Source organism: Williamwhitmania sp. (assembly GCA_035529935.1).
In the GTDB taxonomy this organism is placed as follows: domain Bacteria; phylum Bacteroidota; class Bacteroidia; order Bacteroidales; family Williamwhitmaniaceae; genus Williamwhitmania.
Genome location: DATKVT010000199.1, coordinates 19,262 through 37,640 on the forward strand (window position 1 = coordinate 19,262; position 18,379 = coordinate 37,640).

18 protein-coding genes are annotated in these 18,379 nt (G+C 43.0%); 8 read left to right on the forward strand and 10 right to left on the reverse strand.

Going from position 1 to position 18,379, the window contains the following annotated elements; translation table 11 throughout:
• The first annotated feature begins 7 nt into the window (after positions 1 to 7).
• Positions 8 to 376 (forward strand): acetyl-CoA carboxylase biotin carboxyl carrier protein subunit, encoded by a 369-nt coding sequence (locus VMW01_15370; GenBank protein HUW07627.1) that lies wholly within the window; start codon positions 8 to 10, stop codon positions 374 to 376.
• 57 nt (positions 377 to 433) lie between these two features.
• On the opposite strand, the gene ispE is transcribed toward VMW01_15370, so the two are convergent.
• The gene (ispE, locus tag VMW01_15375; protein ID HUW07628.1) at positions 434 to 1,261 is read right to left on the reverse strand and encodes a 4-(cytidine 5'-diphospho)-2-C-methyl-D-erythritol kinase; all 828 of its coding nucleotides are present in this window, start codon (positions 1,259 to 1,261) and stop codon (positions 434 to 436) included.
• Positions 1,262 to 1,577: 316 nt separating this feature from the next.
• Between ispE and VMW01_15380 the strand changes: the two genes are divergently transcribed.
• Together VMW01_15380 and dnaB are read left to right on the forward strand one after the other, a co-directional pair.
• Positions 1,578 to 2,249, forward strand: coding sequence for a hypothetical protein (locus VMW01_15380; protein HUW07629.1), 672 nt, complete (start codon positions 1,578 to 1,580; stop codon positions 2,247 to 2,249).
• 115 nt (positions 2,250 to 2,364) lie between these two features.
• Complete coding sequence (gene dnaB / locus VMW01_15385) at positions 2,365 to 3,942, forward strand: replicative DNA helicase (protein HUW07630.1); 1,578 nt, start codon at positions 2,365 to 2,367, stop codon at positions 3,940 to 3,942.
• 23 nt (positions 3,943 to 3,965) lie between these two features.
• Here the strand turns inward: dnaB and VMW01_15390 are convergent, their stop codons facing one another.
• Positions 3,966 to 4,679 (reverse strand): YjjG family noncanonical pyrimidine nucleotidase, encoded by a 714-nt coding sequence (locus tag VMW01_15390; protein ID HUW07631.1) that lies wholly within the window; start codon positions 4,677 to 4,679, stop codon positions 3,966 to 3,968.
• A 100-nt stretch (positions 4,680 to 4,779) separates the two neighbouring features.
• Here VMW01_15390 and VMW01_15395 point away from each other — a divergent pair, with 100 nt between their 5' ends.
• Entirely contained in the window at positions 4,780 to 5,919 is a 1,140-nt protein-coding gene (locus VMW01_15395) for a DEAD/DEAH box helicase (GenBank protein ID HUW07632.1), read from the forward strand.
• A 94-nt stretch (positions 5,920 to 6,013) separates the two neighbouring features.
• Here VMW01_15395 and rsmI read toward each other — a convergent pair whose 3' ends face one another.
• Complete coding sequence (gene rsmI, locus VMW01_15400; GenBank protein HUW07633.1) at positions 6,014 to 6,733, reverse strand: 16S rRNA (cytidine(1402)-2'-O)-methyltransferase; 720 nt, start codon at positions 6,731 to 6,733, stop codon at positions 6,014 to 6,016.
• 2 nt (positions 6,734 to 6,735) lie between these two features.
• Positions 6,736 to 7,503, reverse strand: a complete 768-nt coding sequence (locus VMW01_15405; protein ID HUW07634.1) for a hypothetical protein — start codon at positions 7,501 to 7,503, stop codon at positions 6,736 to 6,738.
• 76 nt (positions 7,504 to 7,579) lie between these two features.
• Here VMW01_15405 and VMW01_15410 point away from each other — a divergent pair, with 76 nt between their 5' ends.
• Genes VMW01_15410 through VMW01_15425 form a run of 4 tightly spaced genes read left to right on the forward strand, consistent with a single transcriptional unit; the run spans position 7,580 to position 12,464 of the window.
• On the forward strand, positions 7,580 to 8,164 hold the full coding sequence (locus tag VMW01_15410) for a thymidine kinase (protein ID HUW07635.1): 585 nt from the start codon (positions 7,580 to 7,582) through the stop codon (positions 8,162 to 8,164).
• Positions 8,165 to 8,175: 11 nt separating this feature from the next.
• Entirely contained in the window at positions 8,176 to 10,641 is a 2,466-nt protein-coding gene (locus tag VMW01_15415; GenBank protein ID HUW07636.1) for a bifunctional UDP-N-acetylmuramoyl-tripeptide:D-alanyl-D-alanine ligase/alanine racemase, read from the forward strand.
• A gap of 31 nt (positions 10,642 to 10,672) precedes the next feature.
• Positions 10,673 to 11,449: a glycosyltransferase family 2 protein gene (locus VMW01_15420; GenBank protein HUW07637.1), complete on the forward strand. Its 777-nt coding sequence runs from the start codon at positions 10,673 to 10,675 to the stop codon at positions 11,447 to 11,449.
• A complete protein-coding gene (locus VMW01_15425; protein ID HUW07638.1) occupies positions 11,436 to 12,464 on the forward strand; it encodes a glycosyltransferase family 9 protein in 1,029 nt (342 codons plus the stop codon). The genes VMW01_15420 and VMW01_15425 overlap by 14 nt, the downstream gene beginning before the upstream one ends.
• Positions 12,465 to 12,541: 77 nt before the next feature.
• On the opposite strand, the gene VMW01_15430 is transcribed toward VMW01_15425, so the two are convergent.
• The 6 genes from VMW01_15430 to nadE form a co-directional block, all read right to left on the reverse strand.
• A complete protein-coding gene (locus tag VMW01_15430) occupies positions 12,542 to 14,032 on the reverse strand; it encodes a glycosyltransferase family 39 protein (GenBank protein ID HUW07639.1) in 1,491 nt (496 codons plus the stop codon).
• Positions 14,029 to 15,162, reverse strand: coding sequence for a dTDP-4-amino-4,6-dideoxygalactose transaminase (gene rffA, locus VMW01_15435; GenBank protein HUW07640.1), 1,134 nt, complete (start codon positions 15,160 to 15,162; stop codon positions 14,029 to 14,031). Before rffA ends, VMW01_15430 begins: the two co-directional genes overlap by 4 nt.
• On the reverse strand, positions 15,159 to 15,881 hold the full coding sequence (locus VMW01_15440) for a GNAT family N-acetyltransferase (protein ID HUW07641.1): 723 nt from the start codon (positions 15,879 to 15,881) through the stop codon (positions 15,159 to 15,161). The genes rffA and VMW01_15440 overlap by 4 nt, the downstream gene beginning before the upstream one ends.
• Positions 15,881 to 16,807 carry a glycosyltransferase family 2 protein gene (locus tag VMW01_15445; GenBank protein HUW07642.1) on the reverse strand — a complete coding sequence of 309 codons (927 nt, stop codon included), beginning with the start codon at positions 16,805 to 16,807 and terminating at the stop codon, positions 15,881 to 15,883. The genes VMW01_15440 and VMW01_15445 overlap by 1 nt, the downstream gene beginning before the upstream one ends.
• Before the next feature lie 60 nt (positions 16,808 to 16,867).
• Complete coding sequence (locus VMW01_15450; protein ID HUW07643.1) at positions 16,868 to 17,569, reverse strand: Crp/Fnr family transcriptional regulator; 702 nt, start codon at positions 17,567 to 17,569, stop codon at positions 16,868 to 16,870.
• An 80-nt stretch (positions 17,570 to 17,649) separates the two neighbouring features.
• A partial coding sequence (gene nadE, locus VMW01_15455; protein ID HUW07644.1) for an NAD(+) synthase occupies positions 17,650 to 18,379 on the reverse strand: 730 nt, incomplete at its 5' end.

Here is an 18,379-nt window from a genome sequence, read left to right on the forward strand (position 1 = left end):
TAGCCCAATGGAAAAGAAAAATAGTAAATTCGCTGTTCCGTGTGCCGGACCAGAAGAAACTGCCTCGGCTGCAAAGTGCAAAACACTGGTGGTACAGGGAACCAAGTATAAAACATTTCTAATCCCGAAATACGAGAATAGAAAGCAGTGGGTTAGGTTAAACCCCAAGGAGATAAAATCGTTTATTCCTGGAACTGTATTACAAATTTTTGTAAAGGTGGGCCAAAGGGTAAAAGTTGATGAACCTCTTTTAGTTTACGATGCAATGAAAATGCATAATAAACTGAAAGCACCTATGGATGGAACCATTAAATCTATTCTAGTAAAGGTTAATGATCGATTTCCGAAGGGCACCTTGCTGGTGGAGTTCGAGTAGAATATTACAAGTTCTAATTTTTTACCCCTGACTAGGTTTTCCTTTTCAGGGGTATTTTTACAATATATAGCGATAGATATCGTAAGTCGGAAAATGACTTTCGAGTTTTGGTGGTTCTTGGCGGAATAGCCCAAAAACGGTTGAGCCGCTACCTGTCATTGCAGAGTAAGTTGCCCCGTGTGAGAGCATTTCTTCCTTTATTTTACCAATGGCGGGATGTATTTGAAATACCGTTTCCTCAAAATCATTGGTGATTGTTTTTTGCCACGTTTCAATAGGTTCGAGAACCAGCTTCGATAGGTTATTAGTGGTTTTTTGGGGGGATATTCCAGCATAAGCTTGACTAGTATTTACGTGCATTCTAGGATTAATCAATACCAAAAACAGGTTGTCGAGGTTTAGGTTAATGGGTTGCAACACTTCACCTCTAGAGGTGGCTAAGCTGGTTGTATTATCAATAAAGAAGGCACAATCGCTACCAATACGGCCGGCCATATCGACGAGCTTGCGGTGCGATAGCGTGGGGCTGAACATGGAGGCAAGAAGTTTCAGCGTAAAGGCAGCATCGCTCGACCCACCTCCGAGGCCAGCTCCGGAGGGGATAACCTTGTGCAGGTGTATGGCAACGTTTGGGCACCCAACCTCATCCTGAAATAGAGCAAAGGCTTTCATGCATAGGTTATCCTTTGTATTACCATCAAGGGTAAGTCCGCTAACGGAAAACCGAGATGTGGAACTTGTTGGAATTATCTCCAGCATATCGCACATTGGAACTGGTATAAAGATGGTTTCGATATTGTGAAAACCGTCTGAGCGCTTCTCAATTACCCTGAGTCCCAGGTTGATCTTTGCGTTGGGGAAGGTGAGCATCTTCTTTTTGTTCAAAAGTAACACTTTGAGACCAAATATTCAACGTGTTGCATCTTGCAAAAAAAATTGAAGGTTAAAAGTTGCTGAATTAACTTTCGGTGATATTAGTTAACTTTTTTTAAAAATAATTCTCTCTTCTTGATTGTAACTTGCGGCAATTCAGGTAGAGACAGCTAGGTATGGCAACCTGTTTTACAATCTTGTTCAACTTTTGTAGTGCTATATTTAAAACGTTTGCGGCTTGACTTCGGCCTTCGTTTTTTGTATCTTTAGGGGGCCAAATTAATACTGCGATTATCAGAAGAAATATAACCGATTAACCTTACAGTCCATGAAAAATGTACCATTCTCACTTCAACCCGAAGAAGTGTTGGCGGTGTCTTCACTGCTGAGTAAACGTCTTGAGCGGGATAAAGAGGACTTTTACAGATTTTCTGATTGCTTTAATAAGGATTTCCTCCACCAGTTGAGTGGTAGTATTGAGGCCGCAAAGCTAATGGAAGATACTGAGCCCCTTAGAGAGCGTTTAAGGCAGCTGCAGGCTGAAACACACCTGCAGATGAACAAACTTCAAACTCTGGTTGATGAGTTTCATCAACATCTTGAAGAGAAGGAGAAGGACATGGTTAATTACCTAGACATTAGCTTGCTGAGTTCAAGCATTGCCCAAAACAAGGTTGATGTGACCATAACAATGCTCCGTAGGATGTTGCGCCGTATCGATATGCTTCCGGTTGTTTCTCCTAGCATGAAAAAATATGCTAGCGAGATCAGCACGAACTTTGCTGATATCTCCTTCCTATTAAATGAAAAGGTAAAGTTCACCCATCAGCAAGAAGGTGCACTAAGAGATAATTCAGAGTTAATGAGAACGCTTTGGCGGATGGTGGAGAGCATTTCCAATGCCGGATTGCTCATTTATCGCCGCACCAATCCCAACAAAGCGCGTGAGTACTCTCTTGCAGAGTTGAAAAATAATGTTGGAATAGTATCAAGTTACTGATTCATTTTGCTTTGTTCTTTTTTGTTGATTATTTATGGCTGTTTTTACGAACAGCCATTTTTTTCTTCTTAAAAAAGGATTAATCTTTTTACCTTCGCAAGTAAGGCAAAATGAGATGGCAGTAAAAGGAAACAACAGAAAACCAAGGTTAAGCGGCGAAGGTGAAGCTAAAATGATGGCCTTCGAAATGGGAAAAGTTCCACCTCAGGCGATTGATCTGGAGGAGGCGGTGCTTGGAGCAATCATGCTCGAACGCGATGCGGTTATTACCGTAATGGATGTTCTAAAGCCAGAAAGCTTTTACAAAGACGCTCACCAAAAGATTTTTCAGGCGGTGGCAGACTTGTCAACAAGGCTTGAGCCCATTGACCTTTACACAGTAACTGAGGAACTTCGTAAGAAAGGAGACCTTGATGAGGTTGGTGGTCCGGTGTATATAGCCCAACTTACCTCAAAGATTGGCTCTGCGGCCCACATCGATTTTCATGCAAAAATTATTGCCCAGAAATTTATTCAGCGGGAGTTAATACGAATCTCCTCCGAGATTCAAAAGCGATCATTTGATGATGGACCGGACGTAAGTGATTTGCTCGATTTTGCCGAGATGGAGCTTTTTAGGCTCGCCGAGGGAAATATTAAACGTGAGGCAGCCCAGATAAATATTGTGGTAAAGGAAGCACTTCGTCAGCTTGAGGAGGCCTCCAAACGGGAAGATGGACTTAGTGGTGTTCCGGCAGGCTTTTCCGAGCTTGACCGAATGACCAATGGATGGCAAAATTCAGACTTGGTAATTATTGCCGCTCGTCCATCCATGGGTAAAACCGCCTTTGTGCTCAGCATGACTCGCAATATGGCGGTTAATCATAAGCGAGGCGTGGCTTTCTTCTCTCTCGAAATGGCTTCGGTTCAGCTGGTCAACCGTTTAATTGTTGCCGAATCGGGCATCTCTTCTGAAAAAATCCGGTCTGGTAGGTTAGATCCACATGAATGGACACAGCTAGAGGTCAAGATTCGAGACTTAGTGGAGGCTCCAATTTTCATCGACGATACTCCATCACTCTCCATCTACGATTTCCGGGCTAAATGTAGAAGGCTCAAGGCACAACACGATATTGGCATTGTGATAATTGATTACCTGCAGCTGATGACCGGCCCTGCGGAGACCAAGGGAAACAGGGAGCAAGAAGTTTCTACTATCTCACGCTCACTTAAGGCTATTGCCAAGGAGTTAAACATTCCTATTATTGCCCTGTCGCAGCTGAACCGTTCCGTGGAAACGCGTACAGGATCTAAAAGGCCTCAGCTGTCCGACCTCCGCGAATCGGGAGCCATTGAGCAGGATGCCGACATGGTGCTGTTTATTCACCGCCCAGAGTACTACGGATTTACCGAGGATGAAAACGGTAATTCACTCATTGGACTTGCCGAAATTATTGTTGCTAAACATCGTAATGGTGCTGTGGGCGATGTTCAGCTGCGCTTCCTCAAGGAGCAGGCCCGTTTTACGGATATTGAAAATTTTAACCTGACACCGTACTCCGCTGCACTTGATGCCGGAACGGTTACTCCTGCACCGGCAAATTCCGGCAAGGCACTTACCTTTGGGTCAAAAATGAATGACGACCATTCTGCATTTGGAGGTGAGTTTAACTTGGGCACCAACACTGGGTTCGATAATGAAACACCCTTTTAACCTTGATATGGTTGAGGTTGTGGTTAAAACAACTTGACAAGCTCGCGCAGTTCAGCAATCTCCCACGTTGTAGGTTGGTTGTGTTCAAGTTTGGTGGGGTTGAAAAAGACTTGCTTCATACCAATGCTTCGAGCACCGAGAATATCGGTTTCGAGGTCGTCACCTACCATGATGCTCTGCTTTACCGTGGCCCCAGCTTTTGCTAACGCATAGTTGAACACCTGTGGAGCTGGCTTTTGAAAGCCTGCTTCTTCGGATGTGACCACATGCGAAAAGAAGGGTTCTAGACCGGAACGGTTTATCTTCACAAACTGAACCTCCGAAAAGCCATTGGTGATAATGTGCAGAGAATATCGTTTTTTGAGGTATTGAAGGGTATCTAACGTGAAAGGGAGAAGGTTGGTTTTTAACGGACTTTGGAAAATATATTCATCATCAACCTGTTGAGCCAGAGTCTCATTTTTGATACCTATCTCGTTTAGAGTAAGATGAAAGCGTTTCCAGCGTAGAACCTCTTTTTTGATTGCGCCCTTCCGGTATTCGCTCCACAACCGGTTGTTGTGCTTGTGGTAAATTCGGGTAAACTCTTCAGCTGAAACATCGGTTTGAGAAGCAATTTGCAGGTTGAATACCTCTGTCAACGTTTGGTTCGAATTTGTTTCAAAATCCCAAAGCGTTCTATCAAGATCAAAAAATATATGCTTGATATTCAGTCTGTTTATGAACTTTGTGATCACTATTTTCAATTTTAATTGGCAAAGGTAAGTACTTTACCAATTCTTTTATCGATAATGGTTAAATTTGCACGTTACAGAAAATTAAGAATAAGTAAAGCGTATGGCAGAAAAATTTTCCGATTTTGGCTTTATTAATGAAGTTCAGGTAGCGCTGGACTCCATAGGATTTGAGCAGCCAACACCCATTCAGCAGCAGGCAATACCTGTGATTCAACAAGGTCATGATTTGATTGCCTGTGCACAAACTGGTACCGGAAAAACTTTAGCTTTTGTTCTTCCCATACTCGACAAGCTATCGCGCAGACCTGGTGGTTCCAAGGGCGTTAATACACTTATTTTAGTTCCAACAAGGGAATTAGCTGTTCAGATCGACATGCAGCTGGAGGGCTTTAGCTACTTCTGCCCAGTTTCATCGCTAGCTGTTTATGGCGGCGGTGATGGTTCTGTTTGGGAGCAGCAGCGCAGTGGCCTTAGCGGTGGTGCCGATCTTGTTGTGGCAACTCCGGGGCGTATCCTAGCCCATATGGCGTTTTCGTATGTTGACTTCTCTAACTTGGAATATCTCATTTTGGACGAGGCCGATAGAATGCTTGACATGGGCTTTCACGATGATATAATGGCCGTGGTGAAGCAGCTGCCAGTGAAAAGGCAAACACTCCTTTTTTCTGCTACCATGCCCGATAAAATTCGTAAGCTGGCAAAGAAGATTCTCCAGAAACCGGAAGAGATTAATATCTCGGTTTCTAAGCCCTCTGAGAATGTGCTTCAGGCATGCTACATGGTGGAGGATTCTCGTAAACCAGCCTTAGTTAAGCGACTGCTAGCCGATAAAAAGGAGATAAAAAGTGTGATTATCTTTTGCTCCACCAAGAGCAAGGTTCGGCTGTTGGACAGGGAGCTGCGCTCGCTTGGGTTAAGCGCAAAGGCTATTCACTCCGATTTGGAACAAAATGAGAGGGAGGAAGTGCTTCGTCAGTTTAGGAGCCGTAATTTCCAGCTGATGGTGGCTACCGATATCATTTCTCGCGGCATCGATATTGATCAAATTGACCTTGTGGTTAACTATGATGTTCCACACGATGCAGAGGACTATGTTCACCGTATTGGAAGAACTGCCAGGGCCGAGGCTGATGGTGTTGCCATTACGCTGGTGACAAAGGCGGAGCTGAGAAACTTTAAAAAGATAGAATCATTTCTGGGGCAAAGTATTTTCCAAATACCGCTGCCAACTGATTTGTAACACCTACTATTTATCCATTGTTGTGCGGCAAAATCTTTACTTTTTTGCCGCTTTTATTTTTCAATAGTGCGAGAACCTCAAAGGCTATTTTGAATTAATCGCTTTCTTCCTCTCCCTCGCTATCATCTACAGCCTCCTCACGTTTAGGCTTACCAGCAACCACCATTACAATTTCTCCCTTTGGTGCTTTCTTTTGAAAGTGCTCGGCAAGTTCGGAAAGGGTGCCTCTTACAGTTTCTTCATGAATCTTGGTTAGTTCCCTTGAAACCGATGCTTTTCGATTACTACCAAAAAACTCTGCTAGCTGGGTGAGACTTTTTACCAAGCGAAAGGGCGATTCATAAAAGACCATCGTTCGCTCTTCGTCAATAAGGCTCTCCATTCGCTTGTTGCGCCCTTTTTTTTGTGGAAGGAAGCCTTCGAACGTAAATCTATCACATGGCAATCCGGAGTTTACAAGTGCTGGGACAAAGGCGGTGGCACCTGGAAGGCATTCAACCTCTATTCCCTGCTCCAAACAGGTGCGAACGAGCAAAAAGCCTGGATCTGAAATGCCTGGTGTTCCGGCATCGGAAATAAGGGCAACGGTTTCACCCGCGGCTATTCTTGAGGCAACATACTCAGCAGTTTTGTGCTCGTTAAACTTGTGGTGCGAGTGCATCTTGGCCTCAATGCCAAAATGCTTCAGCAAATGGCCGGAGGTTCTCGTATCCTCGGCCAGCACGAGACTTGCCTCTTTAAGAATACGCAGTGCTCTTAGGGTGATATCCTCCAAATTCCCAATGGGAGTTGGAATTAGTATAAGTTTCGACATGGTTATGGTTGGATAATAAATCGACGCTGGAGGAGTTCAATGAGCTTGATAACGGTTTGATCGTTAGCTTGCCAGTCGAAGTTATCGCCAACATAGATGAGTGCTTCCTCAATGGTGTTCATGCTATTGAGGTCATGAATGGTATCCTGAAATCGCTGGCTATCGCCGCCAAACAGTTCGCGCGTAAACAGGAACTTATCGTTGATACCAATGGCCTTGTTCAAATCTTTGATAGGCTTGGATTGCATCATGGAGGCTACATCGTGCTTTTCGGTATTTTCAGCAAGAAACTCATTTAGAAATCGCTTCCCAGAGCGCAGCTTTTCTCCAAGTGTTTCGGTAGGCTTTACTGCCTTATCCTCAACTTTCGCTGGAGGAGTTGGATTGACTCTTGAATCAGATTTCGTTACTCTTTTTTCTGAACCAGAGGAAGGAATCTGCTTTGGTCGTATGTTTTCAATCTCGTTAATCGTCTCTTTGGCGGGATTGTTATTTACATCAACATTTGGAATGAAGATTGTTTCCGTAGGTCGACTAGGAGTGGAGGCAATATTTTGGTTGATATTGGCCTTTTCTTCAGTGCTTACTGTGGGTTCAGAAATAATTTTATTGTTCTGGAAAAGCAAAAAATCATATGCGTTTCGCAGTTTCTCTAGAAGAATTGCTTGCTCAATGGCGGGCTGTTTGCCCGACTCTTCCATCTTGCGGGCAAGCAGAATAGCCTTCTCCAGCTCCTCAATCAAGGTTGTTAAGTACGAATTGTGGCTCATCTGCATTTTTTTTAGTTGGCTTGTTGTTAGAAAATTTACTTTTGTAAAAGTAAATAATCTGCCTAAACTCTGGGGAATGTTTTTAGAAAATTCAATTACTGAAGGAGCGAAGAGGGGTTGGATCGAAGTTATCTGTGGCTCAATGTTTAGTGGGAAAACAGAGGAACTAATTCGAAGACTTAAGCGAGCAAAGTTTGCAAATCAACGGGTTGAAATATTTAAGCCCCAGATAGATACGCGCTATTCGGAGGCGGAGGTGGTGTCGCACGATGCTAACTCGATTCTTTCCACTCCGGTAACCTCATCGCGTAATATTTCGCTCATGGTTTCAGAGGTTGATGTTGTGGGAATCGACGAAGCGCAGTTTTTTGATGCTGGGCTGGTTGAGGTTTGCAATCAGCTGGCAGACCAAGGCATTCGCGTTATTGTGGCTGGGCTTGACATGGACTTTAGAGGAATGCCCTTTGGCCCAATGCCAGCAATTATTGCAACGGCAGAGTATGTTACAAAAGTTCATGCCATCTGTATGCAGTGTGGTAATTTGGCTCAGTTTTCTCATAGGAAAACAATGGCCGACAAGCTCGTTGTACTTGGTGAAAAGGATATATACGAACCATTATGTAGGAGCTGTTTTATTAAGGCCACCGCAAAACAAAAATAGAATAGAGCTACATGGAATTGACACGTATCATAGAAGTTGCTGAAGCAATTAATGGCACACTGCAGGGCGATGTCAATACTACAGTTGACAACATTACCATCGACAGCCGTACAATAAGTTCGGCAAAACATACACTCTTTTTTGCCATAAAAGGAAGCCGCCACAATGGTCACCAGTTCATTCATTCACTATATGATTTGGGTGTGCGTGCTTTTGTGGTATCGGATGTCCCAAAGGATATAACTCAAATGGACGGCGCTTCGTTTATAGTGGTGCACAATACTTTACTGGCACTTCAGCGGTTGGCAATTTGGCATAGAAGCAAGTTTAATATCCCTGTTGTTGGAATTACCGGAAGCAATGGAAAAACCATTGTAAAGGAGTGGCTTTATCAGCTGCTACACCAAAAAGTGCACGTGGTTCGAAGCCCAAGAAGCTACAACAGCCAGGTGGGAGTTCCGCTATCTGTCCTTTTAATTGAGGAGGGAACGGAGTTGGCAATATTTGAGGCTGGTATTTCCCTGTCAGGTGAAATGGCTTTGCTCCAGCCGATTATCAATCCCACTATTGGCATATTCACCAACCTTGGTCAGGCGCATCAGGAAAATTTTTCCACTTTGGAGGAGAAGGTGCGCGAGAAGTTGACCCTATTCAAAAATTCCGATGTCTTAATCTGCTCTGCAGATCAGGAAGAGGTTATGCGCATAGCCATTAAAGAGGCTGCTGTCAATGGGTATCGTCTCTTCACCTGGTCCTCTAATGGGGCTTCTGCTGATGTTGGGGTTTCTCGCAAATCTTCGGGCAAAGGGTCTACGCTTGAAGTAGTGTATAAGCAAAAGCAACTTCATATTGATCTCCCTTTTCGTGATGCTGCATCGGTGGAAAATGCCATTCATTGCCTATCGCTTCTTCTTTACCTTGGGCATACCGATTTGATATTGTCGGGTGCTTTAATGGCACTAGCGCCAGTGGCTATGCGCATGGAGCTAAAGGAGGCCGTTAATGGAAGCACGCTCATCAACGACAGTTATAACTCAGATATAAACTCACTGACAATAGCTCTCGATTTTTTAAATAATCAGGTACAGCATACCGCCAAAACGCTCATCATTTCAGATATTCTTCAGAGTGGAAAAAAGGAGCAAGAACTTTACAGGGAGGTGGCACAGCTGGCTGCAGCAAAAGGAGTTAATAAAATATATGGTATTGGACCTGCGATATCGACCTGTGCGGAGTATTTTCCAAAATCTTCCCAGTTTTTTCTTACAACGGAAGCATTCTTGGCAAAGGCATCCAAGGAGGCTTTCCATGATGAGGCCATTTTGGTTAAAGGTTCTCGTGACTTTGGTTTTGAGCGAATCACCTCCTTTTTGGAACGGAAGGTTCATACTACAGTGCTCGAGATAAACCTAAACGCGCTAGTTCATAACCTCAACCACTTTAGAGGTTTATTAAAGCCGGAAACCAAGGTAATGGCCATGGTAAAAGCCTTCTCATACGGAAGTGGGTCATACGAAATAGCCAGCCTTCTGCAGTTTCACCGAGTCGATTACTTGGCAGTGGCCTTTGCCGATGAGGGTGTTGCTTTGCGAGAAGCTGGCATTACCATGCCAATACTGGTGCTGAACCCGGAAATGGGGAGCTTTGGCACTATGGTTGAGCACAAGCTGGAGCCTGAAATATACAACCTAGCCTCGTTAAAGGAGTTTTCGCGCGAGGTGGAGCATTGGGGAATGATGGACTATCCCATCCACGTGAAGCTGGACACCGGAATGCACCGTCTTGGCTTTATTGAAAAAGATGTATCGACACTCATTGCTGAGTTGAAAAGTAATGGCAGCGTTAAGGTAATGTCGGCCTTTGCTCACCTAGCTGCCGCCGATGAGCCGAAGCACGATAAGTTTACTAGAGAACAGATTGCTCTTTTTGAGAAGTTAAGCGAGCAGCTGCAGCAGGAGCTAGGTTACCAGATTATTAGGCACACACTAAATTCCTCAGGAATTGAACGTTTTTCTGAGGCTCAGTTCGATATGGTTAGGCTTGGGATTGGTCTTTACGGCGTCAGCGCTTTGCCCAACAGCCCGCTTCGTGCCGTGAGCTCTTTAAAGAGTACAATCGTTCAAATAAAGGAGATTCTACCCGGCGAATCGGTTGGGTATGGACGCAAGGGACAGGTAACACGTCCTTCGCGCATTGCCACCGTTCCCATTGGCTATGCCGATGGGCTAAATAGATTATTGAGCAATGGGGTTGGGGAATTTGTTGTGAGAGGCAAGCGTGTTCCAATTATTGGAAATATTTGCATGGACCTCTGCATGGTTGACATCACCGATGTTAATGCAGAGGAGGGGGATGAGGTTCTTGTGTTTGGAGAAAATCCTTCAATTGTGGAGATTTCTGAAAAGTTGAGAACCATTCCCTACGAGGTGTTAACGGGCATTTCAAGAAGAGTAAAGAGAGTTTACTTTCAGGAGTAATTCCATTGAAGTGATAAATACATACGCAAATATGATAAAGCTTTCGGTTGTCATCATCACATTTAACGAGGAGAAGAACCTTGACCGATGTCTGAAGTCAGTGCTCGATATTGCTGATGATATTGTGGTGGTTGATTCCTTTTCGAAGGATAGAACTAAGGAGATTGCCCTTTCGTATGGAGCAAGGTTTATAGAGCATGCATTTGAGGGCCATATTGAGCAAAAGAACTGGGCTATAACCCAGGCGCAAAATCCTTATGTTCTCTCTCTCGATGCCGATGAGGTGCTCTCCGATGAGTTGAAGGCCTCAATAATGAAGGTTAAGGAGTCATGGGAGCACGATGGCTACGAAATGAACCGGTTGACTAACTACTGTGGAAAGTGGATTCGCCATGGCGGCTGGTATCCAGACGTTAAGCTTCGACTCTGGGATAGCCGCAAGGGCAGCTGGGGCGGGGTAAATCCACACGACAGGTATGAAATGGAAAAGGATGCAAAGATTGCCCACATCAATGGTGACCTGCTTCACTACTCATACTACACCTTTGAAGACCATATAAAGCAGGTAAACAAGTTTACCGACATTGCCGCAAACATGCTTCTGAAGGCGGGGAAGAGTCCAAGCCATTTTAAGATTTTCTTGGGCCCAAAATTCAAATTCTTCCGCGATTACATTCTGAAGCTAGGTTTTCTTGACGGCTACTATGGATACACCATTGCCAAGATATCGGCACACGCAAATTTCTTGAAGTATGCCAAGCATAAGCAGATGTATTTAGCAAAGAGAGACGCAGATGCAAAAGGTTGAACGAGTTCTGATAAGCCGTACTGATAATCTTGGAGATGTTATTCTTACGCTTCCACTTGCCGGATATATTAAGAGTAAGTGGCCAAGCGCTGAGGTTTTCTTTCTTGGAAAAGCTTATACTAAGCCATTGATAGATGCCTGCATCCATGTGGATAGATTTCTCGACTGGGACGCGCTTGCCAGCCTATCCGAAGACGAAGCAATTTCTACGCTCAAGCAGCTCCGTATTTCCACGGTTGTGCATGTCTTTCCCAACAAGGCATTTGCATGGCTCTGCAAGAGAGCAAGTATTCCCATGCGGATTGGAACCACAAATCGGATTTTTCACTGGAGTAGCTGCAATAAGCTGGTAAAGTTATCGCGCAAAAATTCTCCTTTTCATGAATCGGAGCTGAACTTTGCGTTACTAAAGCCCATTTTCCCCAACGCTACTTTTCCCTCAAAGGAGGAAATTGCTACGCTTTATGGCTTTAGTAGGGTGGAGCCGCTGGAGAAACGCTTTGCTTCCTTGATAAACGACCATAAGGTAAACGTTATTCTTCATCCTAAATCGAAGGGAAGCGCAAGGGAGTGGGGCTTGGATAATTACCAACGGTTAATTGACCTGTTGGGAAGCGAAAAGTATAACGTTTTTGTCACTGGCACTGAGGCAGAGGGAGAGGGAGAGCTGCTGCGGGATAGACTGATTAAGCCCAATCCAGCTGTTGTAGACCTCACTGGGAGAATGAGCCTTTCGCAGCTAATTAGCTTTATTGAAAGTGCTGATGCCTTGGTGGCCTGCAGTACCGGTCCGCTACACATTGCTTCGGCCTTGGGTAAGTTGACCATTGGCCTTTTCCCCCCAATCCGACCAATGCATCCGGGGCGATGGGCTCCAATTGGCGCTCAAGCAAAAGTGCTAGTAAAAGGCGATGAGTGCTCCGATTGCCGGAAAACGATGCACTGCCACTGCATTACTGAGATTCAACCGGAAGAGGTTGCGGTGCTATTGACTGGATTCAAAAAAAAGGAGTAGCTAGCATCCACATTTTGTTGATTTATGCTCAGCATGAATCTGGGGAAATAATTTTCGACCGTTTTGGCCACTTCATCTCAACTTTTTTCGAGGATTAAAATACCGTTAGAATGGAATTTTACCTTGTAATCACCAAGTATATCTCCTACACTACTATTTCGAAATAAGTCGTGGTCCCAAAACCTATCGGTGTTCGTGTTGTAGTCGTTAACTACATACTTGTAGTTATTTTGTGAGCAGAAGAGTAGGAACTTCTCCGGATTGTATTTTTCTGAGTCTTTACCAGAGATTAAACAGTAGTGGTAGTAGGATAGCATACCAACGATTTTGCTATTCTCAATGGTTCCAAAAATGGTACACTCAGGACCGATTATTGTTGCATTTTTGTCTCCAACCAGGGCGGTAATTTCCCTGTTTCTAGCCATTAGGTTTGGCTGTTTAAAGTCGATATACTTTGTTATGGAGATAATATTTGCCAAAAAGTATACTGCCATTGCGGTAATAAGAATCAGATGATTCTTTTTTCCCTTGTTCCAAAGATTGACAACACCATAAGCGGCAATAATTGCCATGTAAGGGAAAAAAAGCAAAAGGTATTTAGACGTCTTCCCGTGCGATAGTATTCCAAAAAGAACAATTGCTGAAAAAACGAACGTCAATAAACCGGGGTACTGCGAAGCGATTTTTTTTCGGTATGCAATTGAAAAAACGAAAAAAGGTAAGCTGATCAAGATTTCCGGTATGCTGTGGAAAAATCGTTGATTTTCGTCGATCAACTTTAGAAGATAATTTTTCTCAGCACCCACCAGGTTTGGTTCATGGCTCCACTGATAAAGGAAAAGGTGAAGTTTTTCACTACTATTTATGTCAAAAAAGAACAGCAAGGAAACCAACGTTGCAGGTAGAGCAAACTTGACAAGGTCTGCAAACTTGCGCTTGTGGATAAGAAGAACAAGACCACCTGCACCTACAAAGATAACCCCATTTAGGTGGGTAAACACTGCGGTACCTGCCAATAGACCGGCTATCCAAGCTGCATTCTTGTTACCCTTTAACGATCGGGATATAAAGATGAAACTGCAAAATCCGAGAAACATCATCATGCTTTCTGGTCGGAATACAAAGGCTTGATTAAACACCAGTGCATTAAGGCCAAGAATGAAGAAGGCGGTTAGAAAAACGTGAATAGCTTGTTTGGTATTACTGGTAGCTTTAACCAAATATTTATAAATGACCAAAATAAGAGCAGCAAAAAACAGTACGCTGATCAGCCGAAGCAGATAGTAATTAAACCCAAAAATAGAGATTATCCCTGCACCAACTAGGGCAAATAGCTTATGGTATACAAAGACTTGGTTTTCATATCCAAGGTGTAACCCTTCATAAAGAAAAGAACTTGCTTTTCCTGTCTTTGCAATGCGATAGGACCATTCTCCTATGATGGCTTCGTCAAGGTTCGGGTAGTGGAAAAAGATCGCAACTACGGCAAGTACAAGCATAAATGCAATGCCACTATATAAATAGATTGCTTCTTTTTTATTGAAGCCTAAGCGCTGCAAAAAGTTCATTTTGTTAGGTAGAATGAGGTTATTAGCTTACAAATATGCGAAATATGCTCTTCTTCAAGTTCATAGTACATGGGTAGTCTAACAAGACAATCCGAGTAGTAGTCGCTATTATGTAGCTCGTTCCCTTTGTATCTTTTGGAATAATAAGGACTCTTATGTAGAGACAGGTAATGGAACACGGCTAATATCCCATTTGATTTAAGCATTGCAATAAGTTTTTCCCTATCCTGCGGGGTATTGCACAACAGGTAAAACATGTGTGCATTGTTGGTGGCATACGATGGAATATGTGGAAGTTTAATATGACCCTGAGCCACCAGCGGGCTGAGTTGTTCATAGTAAAGATTCCATGATTTTTTTCTCATCTGCTGTATGTCCTCAATACTCTCAAGTTGAGCGAACAAAAAAGCGGCAGTGGTTTCTGCTGGAAGAAACGATGAACCAATATCCACCCAACCATACTTATTTACTTCCCCACGAAAAAACTCTGCTCTATTTGTTCCCTTCTCCCAGATAATTTCAGCACGTCGAATAAACTGTTCGTCGTTTATGACCAACATGCCGCCTTCACCTGAAATAATATTTTTGGTTTCGTGGAACGAGAAGGCTGCCAAATGGCCTATGGAGCCAAGTGGGCGTCCCTTATAATAAGAGTCGATTGCTTGAGCGGCATCTTCTACAACAAGCAGGTTATGTCGATGGGCAATGTCCATTATCATATCCATGTCGCAAGCAATTCCTGCGTAGTGGACAGGAACAATCGCCTTGGTTTTTGGTGTTATTAACGCCTCAATCTTGGTGGCATCTAGGTTGGGGTTTTCTGATCCACTATCGGCAAATACAATGGTTGCTCCCCTCAATACAAATGCGTTGGCTGTAGAAACGAAGGTGTAGGATGGCATAATTACCTCATCGCCCTCTTTTATGTCGAGCAAGATTGCAGCCATTTCAAGGGCATCAGTACAAGATGTTGTTAAGAGCACCTTTTTAAAGCCATACTTCTCTTCAAAAAAATCGTGACACTTCTTGGTAAACATTCCGTTGCCGGATATTTTTCCTGAAGATACGGCCTGATAAAGGTAGTGTACCTCCTTGCCGGTTAAGTAAGGTTTGTTAAATGGGATATTCATTGCTTTAGCCAGATATGGTAAATATTTACTTCGTCACTAAGGGTATAACCCAGCGACTCATAGAAGTTGCATGCCTGCTTGTTACTTCTTTGCGTCGCTACAGAAAGGTTTTTGATGCCTTTTTTGTAGCATATTTGCTCCGATGCGTCCATCAACTTTGTTCCAATCTTCATGCCTCGTGCTCGTTCATCAACAGCGATTAGACCAATAGAGGCAGCCGAATCCCCTTTATTTTCAATTGTCACTAACCCCTGAACTTCATTGTTTGTATTATAACCCAAAACATCAATGGAAAGGTCTCCATTCAGTGACTTTTCTATCCATGTAGTATAGAGGCGCTCAAATTCGTTGTTTATAAAGTTAGAGTCTAACTTAAATCGAGATTGCCATCCACTTTGCAAAGCCAAAGAAAGGATGGTTGGAGATATTTCCTCATGTAGCAATGAGGAAATATTGGAAACCATTTTCTTTTCAACAGGGGCCTTTTGAAATGTGACCTTAATGTCGACGGGTTGTAATTTTAATTGATTTGCCAGCCTTAGCAAAGCGTGGTTGGAGGGGTTAACAAACCAATATATCAGCTTCGTTCCCTTTTCGTGCTCCTCCTTTATTAGATTTAATATTGAATCATGCGAGATGGCATCGTCATCTAATTTACCAATAGGATATCCAAAAAAAGAAGAGTCCCATTCTAATTTAGTATATTGAATGGGTCTCATTATAAGGATCCAACTTTTTCATCAATGAAATAAAGGGGTCTATCTTTTACCTCATCAAATATTTTGCCTACATACAGTCCTAGAAAGCCAAGGTTTGCAAGAATTAACCCTCCAATAAAAAACATTGATACCATAAGACTTGTCCAGCCCTCAATGGGAACTCCTAGTGCTAATTTTTTGAAAATGAGATAGATGCCGAAAATAAATGAGAGAAAAGCAAATATGAGACCAATTTTTATTGACAATCGGAGGGGCCTATTGCTTTGTGATATAATGCTATCAATGGCAAAATTGATTAACTTCCTAATGGTGTAGGCTGATTCTCCTTCCTTACGTGCAGCATGTTCAATGTCAACATATCCAATTTTGTATCCAACCCATTTCACAAATAGGGGAAAGGATCGACTCTGCTCTCGAAGAGATATTACCGAGTTGATAACCTTTCTGTTACAAATGCTATAGTTAGCAATTGTGCTATCAAAATCACTTTCTGCCAGATAATTGTATGCTTTATAGAATGTTTTGCTTGATATCCTTTTCAAAAAACTATCGTGACGATTGTATCTGCGGCCAAACACCACGTCATAGCCCTCCTGTGCTTTAGCATAAAGCTTAGCTAATTCTTCGGGCTGATCTTGTAAGTCACAGTCCATAACTACAACCCATTCGCCCTTTGTGTGATCCAGTCCAGCCGTTATAGCTTTGTGCTGGCCGAAATTTCTTGAGAGGCTAATTCCCTTTACTCTTTGGTCAAGCTTTGAAATCTCAACAATGGTATCCCATGGATTATCTGGACTTTTGTCATTTACCAGTATTATTTCAAAGTCTTCAGTAATTGATACCAGTGAATTTTTAAGGCGAAAGAATAATTCAAGTAACGTTGTTTTGCAACCATATACTGGAATCACAACAGAGATATGAACCATCTATTTCGTTATTAATTGATAGTACAAAACAACGAAAAAATAAATCTATTTGGAATTATTTTACCCAATATCGCTTATTCGCTCCAGCTTAACGGTATCAAGAATCTTTACTTTTCTACCATCTAGGGCAATTACCTGCTCAGAGGCAAAGCTTGAGAGCGTTCTGATGGCGTTGGAGGTGGTCATGTTGGAGAGGTTAGCTAGGTCTTCGCGGGAGAGGTATACCTTTAAGGTTGCACCGTCATCCTCATATCCGTACGTGTCGCGCAAAAAAACGAGCGATTCAGCCAATCTTCCTCGAATGTGCTTTTGGGTAAGCGTTACTGTTCGATTGTTTGAAAATCCCAGCTCGGTGGCTAATGATTTTAGGATGCTGAGAGTAAGCTCTGGATTGTTATGGAGTATTCCAAAAAGAACATTTTTTTCGATGACCGAAATAACACAATCTTCAATGGTTTGTGCCGACGAGATGTAGTTTTCTTCTGCAAAAAGAGCCCTATAACCAATTATGCTCACGGGCTTTGCCATTCTTACAATCTGTTCTCTTCCGCCAACACCCTCCTTGAAAAGCTTAACCTTACCTCGAATGAGGCAAATAAGGCCGGATGGTTTGTCTCCCTCCTTGTAGATGATCTCGTTTTTCTTATACTTTGAGCTGCTGAAATTGTCTTTAATAATTGTTTTCTCCTGCTCTGTGAGCTCTTGAAACAGGGAGTATATCGAATCTAGGCATGCGTTTGAGTCAATGTCCAAGTGTGCCATGAGTTTCTAGAAATTGTGTTTTAAAGCATACAAAGGTATGCTTTTTTTTAAAAATGCTATGTTTTCTAGCATAATTTGGATTATCGGATAAACCGAGCAACAAGGGGAATGCGCCTCCCAAAACCAAATGCCTTGGATGAGACGCGAATTACTGGTGCAAATTGGAATCGCTTATATTCGTTGGTGTTTACCAAATATACAACCTTTTTCACAAGCGTTGCATCATACCCTTCAGCAACAATTTCGGATATACTAGCCTGTTGTTCAATGTATTTAAAGAGAATGGCATCCAGAATTGAGTAGTCCGGCAGGGAGTCAGCGTCTTTTTGGTCAGGACGAAGCTCTGCTGATGGTGGCTTGGTGATGGTATTGATGGGGATAATTTCCTGATTTCTATTGATGTATTGAGCTAGCCGAAAAACGTCTGTTTTGTATACATCGCCCAGCACCGAAATGGCTCCGTTCATATCTCCATATAGGGTTCCATAGCCAACTGCAGCTTCACTTTTGTTGGTAGTATTGAGGAGCAAATGGCCAAACTTGTTGGATATGGCCATTAGTAGCGTTCCCCTTATTCTGGCTTGAATGTTTTCTTCGGTGACGTCGATTTTAGTTCCTTCAAAAACAGGGGCGAGAGTTGATTCAAATGCTGAAACCATCGGCTCAATACCAACAACATCGTATTGGACTTTCAAGTTGGCTGCCAAATCGATGGCGTCCTTTACAGAATGGTCCGACGAGTATCGTGACGGCATTAGTGCAACCCTCATGTTTTCGTTACCAATTGCTTCTGCTGCAAGGCAAAGCACA

Bases quoted from the DNA above. Each gene is read 5' to 3' on its own strand.
- VMW01_15370 (HUW07627.1), top strand. From the start codon at position 8: ATGGAAAAGAAAAATAGTAAATTCGCTGTTCCGTGTGCCGGACCAGAA.
- VMW01_15380 (HUW07629.1), top strand. From the start codon at position 1,578: ATGAAAAATGTACCATTCTCACTTCAACCCGAAGAAGTGTTGGCGGTG.
- dnaB (HUW07630.1), top strand. From the start codon at position 2,365: ATGGCAGTAAAAGGAAACAACAGAAAACCAAGGTTAAGCGGCGAAGGT.
- VMW01_15395 (HUW07632.1), top strand. From the start codon at position 4,780: ATGGCAGAAAAATTTTCCGATTTTGGCTTTATTAATGAAGTTCAGGTA.
- rsmI (HUW07633.1), bottom strand. From the start codon at position 6,733: ATGTCGAAACTTATACTAATTCCAACTCCCATTGGGAATTTGGAGGAT.
- VMW01_15405 (HUW07634.1), bottom strand. From the start codon at position 7,503: ATGAGCCACAATTCGTACTTAACAACCTTGATTGAGGAGCTGGAGAAG.
- VMW01_15410 (HUW07635.1), top strand. From the start codon at position 7,580: ATGTTTTTAGAAAATTCAATTACTGAAGGAGCGAAGAGGGGTTGGATC.
- VMW01_15415 (HUW07636.1), top strand. From the start codon at position 8,176: ATGGAATTGACACGTATCATAGAAGTTGCTGAAGCAATTAATGGCACA.
- VMW01_15420 (HUW07637.1), top strand. From the start codon at position 10,673: ATGATAAAGCTTTCGGTTGTCATCATCACATTTAACGAGGAGAAGAAC.
- VMW01_15425 (HUW07638.1), top strand. From the start codon at position 11,436: ATGCAAAAGGTTGAACGAGTTCTGATAAGCCGTACTGATAATCTTGGA.
- VMW01_15430 (HUW07639.1), bottom strand. From the start codon at position 14,032: ATGAACTTTTTGCAGCGCTTAGGCTTCAATAAAAAAGAAGCAATCTAT.
- rffA (HUW07640.1), bottom strand. From the start codon at position 15,162: ATGAATATCCCATTTAACAAACCTTACTTAACCGGCAAGGAGGTACAC.
- VMW01_15440 (HUW07641.1), bottom strand. From the start codon at position 15,881: ATGAGACCCATTCAATATACTAAATTAGAATGGGACTCTTCTTTTTTT.
- VMW01_15445 (HUW07642.1), bottom strand. From the start codon at position 16,807: ATGGTTCATATCTCTGTTGTGATTCCAGTATATGGTTGCAAAACAACG.
- VMW01_15450 (HUW07643.1), bottom strand. From the start codon at position 17,569: ATGGCACACTTGGACATTGACTCAAACGCATGCCTAGATTCGATATAC.